Source organism: Okeania sp. SIO2B3, assembly GCF_010672525.1.
GTDB lineage: Bacteria > Cyanobacteriota > Cyanobacteriia > Cyanobacteriales > Microcoleaceae > Okeania.
In genome coordinates this window covers 23,172-38,336 of the sequence record NZ_JAAHGH010000055.1, presented here as the reverse complement: position 1 = coordinate 38,336, position 15,165 = coordinate 23,172, and the positions used below count along the sequence as shown (strand labels likewise).

Below are 15,165 nucleotides of genomic sequence, written 5' to 3'. Positions count from 1 at the left end.
TATAGGCGATGGTGCTTAAAGTTTATGAGGATAATTTTATTTCTGAATAACTGAAGTTTTATAGTCATTTAACTTTAGATTGAGACAAAGCTTTCTTGCTCTGAGGAAGTTTCAGACGAAAAAACGTCTCATTTTTAAGTTAAACAACTATATCTAAGTGAATTGATCATTCAGAATCCAGGAGTCATGTGGGAATAGATTTAATGCCATTTTTGATGTTGTAAATTACCTTGTTCGTCAAATAGACTTTCATATAAAGTATAAGCGATGGTGCTTAAAATTTATTAGGATAGTTTGATTTCTGAATAACTGAAATGTTATCTAAGTGAATTCAGGAGCCAGAATTCAGGAGTTGTATGGGAATAGATTTAATCCCATTTTTGATGTTGTAAATTATCTTGTTCGTCAAATAGACTTTCAGATAAAGTATAAGCGATGGTGCTTAAAGTTTATTAGGATAATTTTATTTCTGAATAACTGAAGTGTTATCTAAGTATAGTATTACTGTTGGTAATTGGCATAAGGTAATAAAAAAAAGAGCATATTCCTTATGTCAAGCGTCTTTATTGCAGAGGTACTGATAACTGATAACTGAAATGACCGTCATTATCATGTAACTATATTTTTTTAATTTGGTATAATTAAGTAAAAATTCAAAAACAAAAAAGGAGAAAATTATGCTGGCAACTGAGCAAAAATATTACTCTACTGAAGAGTATTTAGAACTGGAAGAAGCAGCAGAATTTAGAAGTGAATATCGTCAGGGGGAAATAATTCAAATTTTTGGATGTACGCCAAATCACAATTTAATTTATGGTAACTTTTATGCTGCACTGAAATATGCACTAAAAGGTAAACAATATCGAGTATTTATGAGTGATTTACGTTTATGGATACCTGAATCTAGACTTTATACTTATCCAGATGTAATGGTTGTTGCTATTCCTTTAGTCTATGCTGAAAATAGACGAGATACTATTACTAATCCTCTGATAATTGCAGAAATATTATCAAATTCTACAGAAAGCTATGACCGAGGAAAAAAATTTGAGTATTACCGCAGTATGAGTAGTTTTCAAGAATATATTTTGATTGACCAATATAGGAATCATGTAGAACTATTTAGCAAGACTGAAGAGGGGAAATTGTTATTATCAGAATTTAGTAATTTAGAAGATACTTTGTATTTAAGTTCTGTTGAATCTGGAATATCTTTACAAGACATTTACGAAGAAGTTGAATTTGAGGAGTAGGGAGTAGGGAATAAAAAATCAATTATTTTGGAAAAAGTTTAGAAAATCTCTATAGCAATTCCTATGTCTGAGTGAGGCATAAAATTCATTAACTTGAGAAACGCTATAGTTTTACCAGAATTAAAAATTTCTCCACTAAATTAAGCATTGGAACTTAGTCGAAACATTAATTAACGGTTAGATGGCACTTGCTTAATGGAACAATTTGAAACATATACAGGACTTACACACTTTTCCGACAAAAACGCTATATATGCCATAGTGCTATAGTTTTTATCTACTATATATAGTGCCTTTGCTTAAGTCCTAATTAAGGAACGAAAATATAAGGAACAGGCAAGATGCTCATTCCACAAAACTATTAAAATCATACTGTATTTATGCAATACCGAATTTCTATAAAGATAACTCAACTTACAAATAAATTTATTGAAAGAAGCAGATAAATAATGAGTAATTTACAAACAAAAATCTTAACTGATACTTGGGTAACTGCAACTTAGTCAGAATATCTACAAGTAATTGAAAATCTAGATAACCAAAAAATAATTGGAATAAGTCTATAAATTATGAGTAAGTAGTAGGGAGTAGGGAGTAGTAATTCGGGAAACAGGGAATAGAAAATAAGATAACTCAGCTGACAAATAAATTTGTTGAAAGAAGCAGATAAATAATGAGTAATTTACAAACAAAAATTTTAACTGATACTTGGATAACTGCAACGTGGTCAGAGTATTTACAAGTAATTGAAAATCTAGATAGCGAAAAAGCCAAGTGTTACTATCACAGTCAAAAATATAGAATTGAAATGAGTCCTCTTGGTAATAAACACGGCAGAGACCACGCAGTAATCATGCTGACAATAAATTTGTTTTCAATTTGAAAAGGCATTGATTTTAACGGTATAGATAATTCCACTTATAGAAAAGCAGGATTGAAAGATACTCAACCAGATGCCTCTTATTATTTGGGAAAAAATGCCGATTTTGTTCCTCCTGAAACTTCTATTATTGACTTATAAAAATATCCAGCACCAGACTTAGTAATAGAAGTTGCTAATAGTTCGCTTTCTGATGATCAAGGAGAAAAACGTATTTTATCTGAAAATATTGGAGTGGGAGAATATTGAATAGTTGATGTACAAAATGTGAAAATTATTGCATTTGCTGTGGTGGATGGAGGTAGTAAACAAATTAGAGAATCTCTTGTTTTACCAGGATTAAAAATTTCCTTACTTGATGAAGCACTTCAACGTAGTCGCAACATGAATCAAAGGTTAGTTGGAAGTCGCTTAATCGAAAAATTTCAACAGTAAAAATGATTCATATTCAATTTCAACTTCCTCGAAACAAATATTTGTAAAGAAGTAAATAAGCCATGAGTAACTTACAAACAAAAATTTTAACTGATACTTGGATAACTGCAACGTGGTCAGAGTATTTACAAGTAATTGAAAATCTAGATAGCGAAAAAGCCAAGTGTTACTATCACAGTCAAAAATATAGAATTGAAATGAGTCCTCTTGGTAATAAACACGGCAGAGACCACGCAGTAATCATGCTGACAATAAATTTGTTTTCAATTTGAAAAGGCATTGATTTTAACGGTATAGATAATTCCACTTATAGAAAAGCAGGATTGAAAGATACTCAACCAGATGCCTCTTATTATTTGGGAAAAAATGCCGATTTTGTTCCTCCTGAAACTTCTATTATTGACTTATAAAAATATCCAGCACCAGACTTAGTAATAGAAGTTGCTAATAGTTCGCTTTCTGATGATCAAGGAGAAAAACGTATTTTATCTGAAAATATTGGAGTGGGAGAATATTGAATAGTTGATGTACAAAATGTGAAAATTATTGCATTTGCTGTGGTGGATGGAGGTAGTAAACAAATTAGAGAATCTCTTGTTTTACCAGGATTAAAAATTTCCTTACTTGATGAAGCACTTCAACGTAGTCGCAACATGAATCAAAGGTTAGTTGGAAGTCGCTTAATCGAAAAATTTCAACAGTAAAAATGATTCATATTCAATTTCAACTTCCTCGAAACAAATATTTGTAAAGAAGTAAATAAGCCATGAGTAACTTACAAACAAAAATTTTAACTGATACTTGGATAACTGCAACGTGGTCAGAGTATTTACAAGTAATTGAAAATCTAGATAGCGAAAAAGCCAAGTGTTACTATCACAGTCAAAAATATAGAATTGAAATGAGTCCTCTTGGTAATAAACACGGCAGAGACCACGTAGTAATCATGCTGACAATAAATTTGTTTTCAATTTTCAAAGGCATTGATTTTAACGGTATAGATAATTCCACTTATAGAAAAGTAGGATTGAAAGATGCTCAACCAGATGCCTCTTAATTATTTAGGAAAAAATGCCGATTTTGTTCCTCCTGAAACTTCTATTATTGATTTATAAAAATATCCACCACCAGACTTAGTAATAGAAGTTGCTAATAGTTCGCTTTCTGACGATCAAGGAGAAAAACGTATTTTATCTGAAAATATCGGAGTGGGAGAATATTGGATAGTTGATGTACAAAATGTGAAAATTATTGCATTTGCTGTGGTGGATGGAGGTAGTAAACAAATTAGAGAATCTCTTGTTTTACCAGGATTAAAAATTTCCTTACTTGAGGAAGCACTTCAACGTAGTCGCAACATGAATCAAAGGTTAGTTGGAAATTGCTTAATCGAAAAATTTCAACAGTAAAAATAACTCAGCTAAGAGGATATCTGAAAAGTTTTTTGATACTGAATTTTGCCCCCCTAGCCCCCCAACTTTGGGGGGAACAAGAGTCAATTTTCTTGCTCTAGTCCCCCAAAATTGGGGGATGCGCGGGGGCTTGGATGTAGCAAATGAAATTTCTCAGACAACCTCTAAAAAAGAAATCATCTTGGCTGAGTCAGATATTTATTAATATATTTATCACAAAAAAATTATCTTTCCTGTGGGGAGTTTAATACCCCACCGTCAACAGGGGTGCTTAAAATTGTTTGGGGTTTGTAGACACTAAGTAGTATGTAGAAAACTATCCATAAGGAATTTTTTCTTCTGCCTTCTGCCTTCTTCCTTCTTCAATTACAATTTGTCAGATATTCCGTCCAAACATATCCTGTAACTGGCTCAATAATCTTCACCCAAAATAAACCTTCAATACCACCTGTAGTTTCTAATTCTACTGTATCTCCATCATCCACTGTACCAACAATATTACCATTAGGTACTTCTCGGACATTCAGAACAAGACGTTCATTTGTAGAAGAACTTGGCATTGAAACTTCACAACTATCAACAGCAGCTAATAAAAATTTATCAGTTTTTTCAACTAAAACTTGATTTGTTATTTGTGATTTAGCCAAAGCAGGAGATGTATTAATAGGCATAAATTTTACACCTAAAATCGAGAAGAAAATTAGGGGAATTATGGTTAAAGATAGTTGCTTAATATTCATTTTTAGTTAAAGTCATCTCACTCAAGTCATTGAATAAATAATAACATAAGTAAAAGCTCTAGCCTGAATAAATTAAACAAGTCAAGTAATTAATCTACTTGTATGAATTTTATTTGTACTCTCCCCATAGCAATCCCAAATTATTTGTCAAAAATTTAAGGATACATAAAAACTCTGAAATATTTATTCCTGTTCCTTAAATTACCGAATAGTTAAGATTTAAAGCCTCTCCTTTAAAGGAGAAACAAGAAAAAAATTTCACGCTCCGCGTCAATCCTCTCCTTGAAAAGAAGAGGTAATTATTAATTATTAATTATTAATTGTTGAATATAGCTTTATGGAAATATTATTCTACCTCTAAAGCCACTATCGCTTCTAAAGATAAATACAGTACCTTGCTTTTCCACTTTCATAGTAGCATTTCCATTATTAGTCTTGATACGATAAGTTCCATCACTAGGAAATTTATTTAGAGAGAACTGAGTACTAATAGAACCATCCCATTCAATATCAAACTTTACACCAGAGTTGCTTGTAACTACATTGACATTACAACGTCCTGTAGACCTAACTCTACCATCAAAATCAATTAGCACACAAGCAGCACGCCTTTGTTCAGTTTTTGATTCAGCTATACTCTTAGGAGCAGCAAAGCCAACTAAAATCACACAAAAAGCTAAAGTTGTGATTAACTTATGTAGAAAAAATAACGATTTATTCATTTTTAATCAACTTAATTTGACTGGATAATTTATATTATAGTTTTGCTAACTAAAAATTGAAGATTGCTGACCAAAAAGTAAGGTCAATAGCCTCTCCTTTTAAGCTATCTCTGATCAGGAACTCCTCAAACCCTTTTCTGATAGGAAATGGGGGATGGGGAGATAGGGAAGTGGGAGGAGAAAAGCCTCTAATTAAATACGTTTATTCTCCCGAAATATTCATTGAATGGCTACATAACTTCTCTGTTTTGTCAAGTTTTATTTAAGAAAGATGTTTATAAAGCATAGCCTTCTAAGGGGATGAAAAAAAATCAACTTCAGTATTTTCGTAGCTTCCCTATGGCATGAGATACTGATAACTGATAACTGATAACTGATAACTGAAATGACCTGTAATTGAAATAGGATTGCTATACATAGTAGTCTTAAATAATTTGTCAAAAACTCACTCATAGAAAATTAAAACATAGAACATTATGAACTACCGCATTACTCTACTCCCCGGTGACGGCATTGGCCCTGAAATTATGACAGTGGCGGTAGATGTCCTAAAAGTCATTGGTAGTCAATTTAATCTCAACTTTGAATTTCAAGAAGCTCCTATCGGTGGAGTTGCCATCGATGCTACAGGGGAACCCCTACCTAAAGAAACTCTCGAAAAATGTCGTAATAGTGATGCCGTACTCTTAGCAGCGATCGGCGGTTACAAGTGGGATAATTTACCACGCCATCAACGACCAGAAACTGGATTATTAGGATTACGGGCCGGGTTAGGATTATTTGCTAATTTACGGCCAGCTAAAATTTTGCCTCAATTAATAGATGCTTCTAGCCTCAAACGAGAAATTGTGGAAGGAGTGGACATTATGGTGGTACGAGAATTAACAGGTGGAGTATATTTTGGCACGCCCAAGGGTGTGTTTGAGACAGAGACAGGAGAAAAACGCGGTGTGAATACGATGGCCTATACTGAGTCAGAAATTGACCGTATTGCTAAAGTGGGATTTGAGACAGCTCAAAAACGTGGCGGTAAATTGTGTTCGGTAGATAAAGCGAATGTATTGGAAGTGTCTCAGTTTTGGCGCGATCGCATTACTCAAATGTCCTCGGAATATCCAGATGTGGAGTTATCTCATCTATATGTAGATAATGCTGCTATGCAACTTGTTCGTTGGCCAAAACAATTTGATACCATTGTCACGGGAAATTTATTTGGCGATATTCTCTCTGATGCTGCTGCGATGTTAACAGGCAGTATTGGGATGTTACCTTCGGCGAGTCTCGGTGCTTCTGGACCCGGAGTATTTGAACCAGTTCATGGTTCTGCTCCAGATATTGCGGGTCAAGATAAGGCTAATCCTTTGGCACAAGTCCTGAGTGTGGCAATGATGTTACGTTATGCTTTGGAGCAACCTGCCGCAGCAGATAAAATTGAACAAGCAGTTTTGCAAGTATTAGATTTGGGTTATCGGACTGGAGATATTATGTCCGAAGGAATGAAACAAGTCGGATGTAAAGAAATGGCAGAAGTGTTGTTGAAAGTTCTGAGTTAAGTAATAAGTAAAGAGTTGACATCCTCCCGACGCTGCACTTGCGTGACAGCGCGGGATTCCTAACCATCGCTGATTAGGTCTTTCTGCTTCAATGCACCAGCCTCCAAGGTCAAGCCTCTTTTCGGTCTTACGGTCGCTCCACAGACTGACACTGCTAGCCCAGCAGCCAAGTTTTAAGTCTAACACACTATTGGCATACACCGCAAAATTGATTGGTTTTCCCATGCGACGCTCCCCTTCGGGAGAGCGCGGGTCTTCAACCAACGTTGAGATCAACAGGGCTTACGCAAATCAACCTTGAAAACGCCATACGTAGGGGCGAATGGCATTCGCCCTACTAGATTTAGCTTCCGTGCGTATTTGAAGTGAAAAAATGGTAAAGTTTTAGGCTTGCTCAAGGTCAAAAAGTTAGTATTTTGAGCAGATAAGAGAAGAAAAATCAAGGGACAATTCTTTCTTTCTACTACTTCTTCTATAATTCCCATTTCTCCTAAATTCTGACTCCTGTTTGCGGAGCATGACCTAGAAAATTCTGATTCCTACCCCAACAAAAAGACTTTTTCAGCAAACCCTACACTAGATATCTCGAAGAAAAGAGGGAACAGGGAACAGGGAAAAATAATTGATAATTTATGGAGATAATTTTCTACTATAGCGCTATATAATTACCAGGAGTCAGCCAAACTCAATAGCTAACGACAATGTCTTTCCTGTACTGACTGTGACGCTCAAAAATTGTCGGTACAGTAAACTCAACTTGAACAAATAGGAAAAGGAAACAAATTATGGCAACAAATGAAGAGCAAATGATCGGAGGTTCAGATATAGCCCTATATACTTACCAGAAGTAAGGCAAGCTGAATAGCTAACTGTCATGGCTTTCCTATACTGACTGTGACGCTCAAAAATTGTCGGTACAGTAAACTCAACTTGAACAAATAGGAAAAGGAAACAAATTATGACGACAAATGAAGAGCAAATGATCGGAGGCTCAGAATACCTGAAAAGGACTCAGGGTGTTTCTTCTGCTCCGTTTGAAGCATATCTTAATTTTGGGTATGCGTTGCTCGCTATTGCTGGAGCTGATGGGGATGTGCCAGAAGCAGAGATGAATTGGTTAATAAATCATCAACGGATGATTGGCGCTCCTGAAGAAGCTATAGAAAAATACAAAGAATTTGACTACAAGAATGCTAAGTTAGAAGACTTGTTACCCAAGATAAAATCAGATGTTCCTGACTTATCAACACCAAGAATATTGCTGTATAATGCTATTAAAATGGCTCGGGCTGATCAAGATTACGCAAAACAAGAGAAAGAAGCTGTCACAAAAGCGGCTAAATTGTTGGGAGTTGAAGATGATATTACCCTATCTCTAAATATATTAGTAGAGATGGAAGAAAAAGTTGAGAGTTTGCTGAAGGCGCTGATTCATACTGAAACGTTATAGTTAGGCGAAATTATTAGCCAATATTCCAGACAGCAGGTTTTGAGGAAAAGCCTGCTTTATTAATTCAAGTAAGGCAAGCTCAATAGCTAACTTTACCAAAAAATGAGGTCCAAAGCCTCCCCTTTGAAGAGGATGAAAAGAATAAATTTCATTATTTCAAGCCTCTGGGTTTCCTAGGTCATGCTGTGCAAACAGCCAGAGGTACTGTTAACTGATAACTAATAACTGAAATGACCGTAAAATTTGGTCTCAAGCCTCGCCCTTCTAGGGCGACTTTTTAGTTGCTAAATGATTCGATAAATATGTTATGATGCTGTTAGTTAAAAACTTAGATTATGAAAGCTAGATTTAAGTATCGTATCTATCCAACACTCGGACAAAAATACCGATTAGCAAAGCTATTTGGTTGTGTCCGTGTGGTTTGGAATGATAGTCTAGCTTGTTGCCAACAGAAGTATAAATCGGGAGAAAATAAGCCCACTAATTCAGAGCTACAAAAGCTTTTTATTACTCAAGCTAAAAAAACTGAAGAAAGAGAATGGTTATCAGAGGTTTCTAACATACCATTGCAGCAATCATTGAATGATTTAAACCAGGCTTATCAAAACTTTTTTAAATCAACTCAAGGCCAGAGAAAAGGTAGACCCGTTAAACCTCCTAAATTTAAAAAAAGTAGAAAGTCAAAGCAAACTGCTAGGTTTACAAAGGGAGGGTTTGAAGTTGGTCAACATAAAGTTTATTTGGCTAAGATAGGAAAGCTGAAAATTGTATGGTCAAGAGAATTACCTACTGCTCCATCATCAGTAACAGTAATCAAAGATTCAGCCCATAGATATTTCTTGAGTTTTGTAGCAGAAATACAACCAGAAATCTTACCTAAAACTGATAATTCAGTAGGTATAGATTTAGGCATTTCAACCTTTGCTACATTTAGTGATGGTACAAAAGTTGATGCTCTTAAACCACTCAAAAAACGAATTAAGAAGTTAAGAAAGTTAAGTAAGTCATTATCTCATAAAACCAAAGGCTCTAAAAGGTATGAAAAAGCACGGGTTAGAATAGCTAAGTTCCATGCCAAACTGAAAGATACGCTTGACAGATTTTCTACATAAATTATCTACTAAAATAATTCGTGAAAACCAAACAGTTGTTTTAGAGGATTTGAATGTATCTGGTATGGTAAAAAACCGCAAATTATCCAGAGCAATTTCTGATTTAGGATGGAGAACCCATACGGACTTTTTTAGATGGAATTGCTGAAAAATATGGTCGTGATTTTAGAGTAATTAATCGTTGGGAGCCTACTTCTCAAATTTGCTCAAATTGTGGCTTTAAAGGTGGAAAATTAGACCTTCAGGTGCGAGAGTGGGAGTGTCTAAACTGTAGTGCAAAACACGACCGTGATGAAAACGCAGCGATAAATATATTAGTCGCTCCTTGGGCATGCCTCCTCCGGAGGAGCTACGCTAACGGAGACAAGAAACGGACGTGGAGGCAAGTGTAACCCACCCCCATCCCCTCCCGGGAGGGGAGCAAGAGGGGTGGGTGCAGCAGCCTGTGAGACGTCAACCCGCCGAGGAGTTACGGCTCGGTAGGAGTCCCCGCGCCTTTAGGCCGGGGAGGATGTCAATTCTAGTTCAGTTTCTGTGAAGACTTCACCTTATACTATAGCTAATTTTTTGCTTTTTAAAAAAAAATTATTAAATATAGGACTGTATAGGACTGTATATGTATGTGGAAAAAAATTGCCGAACATATCACTCAAGTAACGGCCGAAAATTTTGAAGTCACTGACTATCATTCAGTTGGTGGAGGTTGCATCAACAGTGGTTATAAACTCACCAATGGCAGTCGCAACTATTTTGTCAAACTTAATCAAGCTTCCCAGATAGCAATGTTTGAAGCAGAAGCTTTGGGGTTAAAGCAAATGTGTAAAATCCAGACTATTTGTGTTCCGAAACCTTTATGCTATGGAACAGAGGGAAATAATTCTTATATTGTCTTGGAATGGTTAGACTTGGGTGGTCGCGGTGAGGATAAATCTTGGGAAGAGATGGGACGTAAATTAGCAGCTTTACATCACTATGAAGGAAAAAGTGAATTCGGTTGGGACATCAACAATACTATCGGTTCCACACCTCAGATTAATACTTGGAATGCAGACTGGGCATATTTTTGGGCAGAAAACCGCATTGGTTATCAGCTCAAGTTAGCAAAACGTCGGGGTGGCACTTTTCGTCAGAGCGATCGCCTACTAAAAATTATCCCAGAGTTATTGGCAGGTCATCAACCACAACCTTCTCTGGTTCACGGTGACTTATGGGGGGGAAATGCTGGAGTGACTGTAGATGGGGAACCAGTAATTTTCGACCCGGCCACTTATTGGGGCGATCGCGAAGTTGATATTGCTATGACTGAATTATTTGGTAGTTTTCCCAGTGCTTTTTATCGTGGTTATAATCAAGCCTGGCCTTTAGATGATGGTTATCAACAACGTAAAAGTCTTTATAATTTGTATCATATTCTCAATCATTTTAATCTATTCGGTGGTGGTTATGCTTCTCAGGCAGAACGTATGATTCAGCAACTTTTATAGCGCTGTGCGCAGGCAACAGCTCATCTGGCAACAGGCAACAGGAAGAATAAAAAACCAGATAGTATAAGACTTTTAGCTATTGGACAGTTCTTGTGATTTGTAGATAAGCCAGCGCACATTGCCATATCATAAGTTTTCTACTCAATAGACAGTAGTTTTTGGGTATTATTGCTAACAAAAATACTCTAATTTACCGAATAATTAATAATGAAATAATTTATGTTGAAAGCCTCCCCTTTCAAAGGGAAAAAAATAAATTTTTTCTTTTTAGTCAATTCTCTTCCTTTTAGGGAAAGGTAATTAGGGTTTGCGCTCAAAAGTCTTATGGGTGAGGGTAGGAGACAGCTATACTGGAGACAGGAGAAATGGGTACTTAGAGGAGGTAGAAGTAAGAATTGTAATAATTATTTTTATGCCTAACTATGCACCTAAAATACTAACTTTTTGAGAGTTTTAGGCTGAAAACCAGGCACTTTTTAAAGGCCCCAAAAAGGCACTTACCTTTATCTGTAAATACTTTGAGATTTAATCAGCAAGTACTAATTATCAATTATCCATTAATGAACGGATTTATTTTCTTTTTGTGGAGTTGAAATTAGCTCTTGAATTGGCTTTACCCATTCTGGTAATCCATCTGGATATAACTTAGGATAAATAATCAGCAAAATAATGCCAATAATAGAAGAGATTAAGATGAAAAGAATTTGCCCATTCTGCATCCAAGTCAAGAAATCTAAAAATCCAAATTTTTTAGTTTCCTCTTTTTTTGGTTGACTAGAATTTCCTGTTACTTCATTTTTAATATTATTATTACCGAATATATTATCCACAACATTTCCATCTTTATTGTTAATTTTACGGCTATTAACTATAACGTCTCCACCTATATCTATATTAAGAGAATGACTAAGTTGTGAATTTTTTTCATACTTATGACTATCTATTGCATCATCAATTAAACTTTGGATATTAACTTCATAATAGGGGGAATTACCGCATTCAATTGTCATTTTGCCATTATTAAGCCGTTCTTTTAATTTCTCAAATTTGTAGAAGTGAGGATTCTGAGTATTTTTACAAGTTTTACAATTACAAGGAATTAATTTATCATATTTGAGTCGATTATTGTAGGAATTATGAATTTTATCTAATTCGTGAGTCACAATAGTCATTAAATCCCGTTTTTGTTGCCCAGAAATTCTAATTTTTATTTCTCTCTTACTGTAATATTCAATTACTTCTGCTCTAGCTCGATTTTTCTTGAGAATAACTCCGCTTTTCCAAACATATTTTTGCTCATCAATATCCTCGTGCATCGCCACAATAAACTGAGTAATAATTCCTTTAGGCATAAATTCGTAGGTGTAACGTAATATCAGATTATTATTTTCATTCCATTGATATCTTGGTTGAGCTTCTGTTAAAAGTTGAGGTGCAATATAGGTTTGAGAAGTACCAGTAATTTTATAGCAGAGTTTAAATTTAATCATTAATTGCAGTAACTCGTCGTGCATATTGTCATATTTATCTTCATGCCAAATATTGGTTAAATCATCCTTGGTAAATTTGCCACAATTATCATAAACTTGTGGATTATCTAGAACTTTATAAACTGCTGCTGTTCCCCATTCTGGTTTAAGAATAACTGTTTTATTTAAGAGCGGGTCATCCTGAAAATGAAGAAAAACTCCTAAGTCATGTAAATAGTCACTTAATTGTAATTTATACTCTAGTTTCTTAAAGCTATTCTTTTCACAAATAGATAAATATTCTTCTAGGCTAATATAGTTGCGGGAATCTTTTTCTAATACTTCACGGACTTTTTTCCAAGTCTTAGGAAGGGCACTGCCAATATGAGGTAAATTACTGATGTAATGTTTGATATCTGTTCTAATTTTTTCTAATCCTCGGTTAGTAGCAAGATTAGTTGCTAAGATTTCTTTGATATTAGAAAATTGACCTTGTAATGGTCTTTGATTAATTTCCCGTTTACGTTCTTGTTTCTCATTTTTGATAATTAGTAAAGGACTATTATCGCTCAACAATTCTACTACATTCAGCCAATAATAAAAGTCTGTATCTTCTTTACGAGTATCAGCCACAAGAATATATAGGGAGCGTTTGGTCAGAAAAAATTGGTGGGTAGTATGATAAATTTCTTGTCCGCCAAAATCCCAAATATTCATCTGAAAGTAATGTTGATTTGCGGTATAAAAATTCCACTGATGAACTTCAATTCCTTTGGTCGAATCTTCATCTCGGAGTTGATAGCCTGGGTTTTGAATTTTATTAGCTAGAGTAGTTTTACCAGCCCCGCCTTCTCCAATAATTAGTAATTTTGCTTCATAGAGATAATCTGTTCCTTCTTCTTTTATTTGTGGGAAAAATTCTCTAATTGCTTTTATACCTTTTTCAGCAATTTCTATTGGTGGGTTTTCTAGGGGATTATCATGTAAATAAAGCTCTGTTAAGTTGGTGAATTTAGTGATTGATTCCGATAATTTAGTTAATTGATTATTACTTAAATCAAGCTTAGTTAAGTTGGTGAGTTTAATGATTGATTCTGGTAATTTTGTTAGTTTATTGAAACTTAAATAAAGACCAGTTAAGTTGGTAAGTTTAGTGATTGATTCCGGTAATGTTGTTAATTGATTACGATTTAAATCAAGCTCTGTTAGGTTAGTGAGTTTAGTGATTGATTCCGGTAATTTCCTTAATTGATTACCACTTAAACCAAGGGCAGTTAAGTTGTTAAGTTTAGTGATTGATTTCGGTAATGTTGTTAATTGATTAAGATGTAAATAAAGCGTAGTTAAGTTGGTGAGTTTACTGATTGATTCCGGTAATTTCGTTAATTGATTTCTACTTAAATAAAGCCCAGTTAAGTTAGTGAGTTTACTGATTGATTCCGGTAATTTCGTTAATTGGTTTCTACTTAAATAAAGCTTATTTAAGTTGGTGAGTTTACTGATTGATTCCGGTAATGTTGTTAATTTATTACCACTTACATCAACCCCAGTTAAGTTGGTGAGTTTACTGATTGATTCCGGTAATGTTGTTAATTGATTATCACTTACATCAACCCCAGTTAAGTTGGTGAATTTACTGATTAATTCCGGCAAGATTGTTAATTGATTGTCACTTAAATCAAGCTTACTTAAGTTGGTGAGTTTAGTGATTGATTCCGGTAATTTCGTTAATTTATTATTACTTAAATAAAGCGTAGTTAAGTTGTTGAGTTTAGTGATTGATTCCGGTAATGTTGTTAATTTGTTAAAATTCAAATAAAGCGTAGTTAAGTTGTTGAGTTTAGTGATTGATTCTGGTAATTCCATTAATTGATTACCATTTAAAAAAAACATAGTTAAGTTGGTGAGTTTAGTGATTGATTCCGGTAATGTTGTTAACTTATTGCGACTTAAATCAAGGGTAGTTAAGTTGTTGAGTTTAGTGACTGATTCTGGTAATTGCATTAATTGATTACCACTTAAATCAAGGGCAGTTAAGTTGGTGAGTTTAGTGATTGATTCCGGTAATGTTGTTAATTTGTTGCCACTTAAATCAAGGGTAGTTAAGTTGTTGAGTTTAGTGATTGATTCCGGTAATGTTGTTAATTTATTACGACTTAAATTTAATACTTCTAGCAGTTCTAATTCCAAAACTTTATTAAGAATTTCAGTTAATCTTTTATCACCTTTGTTAACAGTATTATTGCTTAAATCTAATTCCTTAAGTTTTTTATCCTTAGCTATCTGTATTTTTTCTTGAAGACTTTGTGGTATCTGATTCTGCTTATTTATTTTAGAAGAAGTCATAATTCCATAAAATATTTTTACGTTCACTATAATACCTACAAATATAAACATTGATTTTCGATAACTATTTAGGGTTTGTTTATGGAAGTCTTATGGGTGAGGGTAGTAGACAGGAGAATAGAATTTCCTACGGAATGCTCCGCAAACAGAATTCAGAATTTATCAGAATTTAGAGGAATTAGGAGGAAGAAATATCCCTTGATTTTTCTATCCTTATCTACTCAGAATTCTAGCTTTTTTAGCTTTTTAGACCGAAAACCTTGCACCTTTTTTCACTCTAAAAATCCTCAAATATTTACAGATAAAGGC

16 protein-coding genes and 2 pseudogenes are annotated in these 15,165 nt (G+C 34.5%); 15 read left to right on the top strand and 3 right to left on the bottom strand.

Annotation, left to right across the window (positions count from 1 at the left end):
* The first annotated feature begins 677 nt into the window (after positions 1 to 677).
* The 9 genes and pseudogenes from F6K15_RS25535 (at position 678) to F6K15_RS38605 (ending at position 3,977) form a co-directional block, all read left to right on the top strand.
* The gene (locus F6K15_RS25535) at positions 678 to 1,253 is read left to right on the top strand and encodes a Uma2 family endonuclease (RefSeq protein ID WP_293066095.1); all 576 of its coding nucleotides are present in this window, start codon (positions 678 to 680) and stop codon (positions 1,251 to 1,253) included.
* Between the two features lie 673 nt (positions 1,254 to 1,926).
* Positions 1,927 to 2,136 carry a hypothetical protein gene (locus F6K15_RS38640; protein ID WP_363268697.1) on the top strand — a complete coding sequence of 70 codons (210 nt, stop codon included), beginning with the start codon at positions 1,927 to 1,929 and terminating at the stop codon, positions 2,134 to 2,136.
* A 156-nt stretch (positions 2,137 to 2,292) separates the two neighbouring features.
* A pseudogene (locus F6K15_RS38635) lies at positions 2,293 to 2,382 on the top strand (Uma2 family endonuclease); the annotation flags it as partial.
* 18 nt (positions 2,383 to 2,400) lie between these two features.
* A complete protein-coding gene (locus F6K15_RS38630) occupies positions 2,401 to 2,568 on the top strand; it encodes a hypothetical protein (RefSeq protein ID WP_363268695.1) in 168 nt (55 codons plus the stop codon).
* Between the two features lie 62 nt (positions 2,569 to 2,630).
* On the top strand, positions 2,631 to 2,840 hold the full coding sequence (locus F6K15_RS38625) for a hypothetical protein (protein WP_363268697.1): 210 nt from the start codon (positions 2,631 to 2,633) through the stop codon (positions 2,838 to 2,840).
* 156 nt (positions 2,841 to 2,996) lie between these two features.
* Positions 2,997 to 3,086 (top strand): annotated as a pseudogene (locus F6K15_RS38620) (Uma2 family endonuclease); the annotation flags it as partial.
* 18 nt (positions 3,087 to 3,104) lie between these two features.
* Positions 3,105 to 3,272, top strand: a complete 168-nt coding sequence (locus tag F6K15_RS38615) for a hypothetical protein (protein WP_363268695.1) — start codon at positions 3,105 to 3,107, stop codon at positions 3,270 to 3,272.
* Between the two features lie 62 nt (positions 3,273 to 3,334).
* Positions 3,335 to 3,625 (top strand): Uma2 family endonuclease, encoded by a 291-nt coding sequence (locus F6K15_RS38610; protein ID WP_363268693.1) that lies wholly within the window; start codon positions 3,335 to 3,337, stop codon positions 3,623 to 3,625.
* 82 nt (positions 3,626 to 3,707) lie between these two features.
* On the top strand, positions 3,708 to 3,977 hold the full coding sequence (locus F6K15_RS38605) for a Uma2 family endonuclease (RefSeq protein WP_363268703.1): 270 nt from the start codon (positions 3,708 to 3,710) through the stop codon (positions 3,975 to 3,977).
* 365 nt (positions 3,978 to 4,342) lie between these two features.
* Here F6K15_RS38605 and F6K15_RS25515 read toward each other — a convergent pair whose 3' ends face one another.
* Positions 4,343 to 4,651 (bottom strand): SH3 domain-containing protein, encoded by a 309-nt coding sequence (locus F6K15_RS25515; RefSeq protein ID WP_293066092.1) that lies wholly within the window; start codon positions 4,649 to 4,651, stop codon positions 4,343 to 4,345.
* 404 nt (positions 4,652 to 5,055) lie between these two features.
* Complete coding sequence (locus F6K15_RS25510; RefSeq protein WP_293066089.1) at positions 5,056 to 5,442, bottom strand: hypothetical protein; 387 nt, start codon at positions 5,440 to 5,442, stop codon at positions 5,056 to 5,058.
* A gap of 476 nt (positions 5,443 to 5,918) precedes the next feature.
* Between F6K15_RS25510 and leuB the strand changes: the two genes are divergently transcribed.
* From leuB to F6K15_RS25490, 6 genes are all read left to right on the top strand, one after another.
* Positions 5,919 to 6,995 (top strand): 3-isopropylmalate dehydrogenase, encoded by a 1,077-nt coding sequence (gene leuB, locus F6K15_RS25505; RefSeq protein ID WP_293066086.1) that lies wholly within the window; start codon positions 5,919 to 5,921, stop codon positions 6,993 to 6,995.
* A 958-nt stretch (positions 6,996 to 7,953) separates the two neighbouring features.
* Positions 7,954 to 8,445 carry a hypothetical protein gene (locus tag F6K15_RS25500; protein WP_293066083.1) on the top strand — a complete coding sequence of 164 codons (492 nt, stop codon included), beginning with the start codon at positions 7,954 to 7,956 and terminating at the stop codon, positions 8,443 to 8,445.
* Positions 8,446 to 8,780: 335 nt separating this feature from the next.
* Entirely contained in the window at positions 8,781 to 9,557 is a 777-nt protein-coding gene (locus F6K15_RS25495; RefSeq protein WP_363268690.1) for an RNA-guided endonuclease TnpB family protein, read from the top strand.
* On the top strand, positions 9,538 to 9,705 hold the full coding sequence (locus tag F6K15_RS38600) for an IS200/IS605 family accessory protein TnpB-related protein (RefSeq protein WP_363268688.1): 168 nt from the start codon (positions 9,538 to 9,540) through the stop codon (positions 9,703 to 9,705). Before F6K15_RS25495 ends, F6K15_RS38600 begins: the two co-directional genes overlap by 20 nt.
* Positions 9,677 to 9,949, top strand: coding sequence for a zinc ribbon domain-containing protein (locus F6K15_RS38595; RefSeq protein ID WP_363268701.1), 273 nt, complete (start codon positions 9,677 to 9,679; stop codon positions 9,947 to 9,949). The genes F6K15_RS38600 and F6K15_RS38595 overlap by 29 nt, the downstream gene beginning before the upstream one ends.
* A gap of 228 nt (positions 9,950 to 10,177) precedes the next feature.
* Positions 10,178 to 11,041, top strand: a complete 864-nt coding sequence (locus F6K15_RS25490; RefSeq protein WP_293066080.1) for a fructosamine kinase family protein — start codon at positions 10,178 to 10,180, stop codon at positions 11,039 to 11,041.
* 557 nt (positions 11,042 to 11,598) lie between these two features.
* Here F6K15_RS25490 and F6K15_RS25485 read toward each other — a convergent pair.
* The gene (locus tag F6K15_RS25485; RefSeq protein ID WP_293066077.1) at positions 11,599 to 14,856 is read right to left on the bottom strand and encodes a COR domain-containing protein; all 3,258 of its coding nucleotides are present in this window, start codon (positions 14,854 to 14,856) and stop codon (positions 11,599 to 11,601) included.
* Between the last annotated feature and the right edge of the window lie 309 nt (positions 14,857 to 15,165).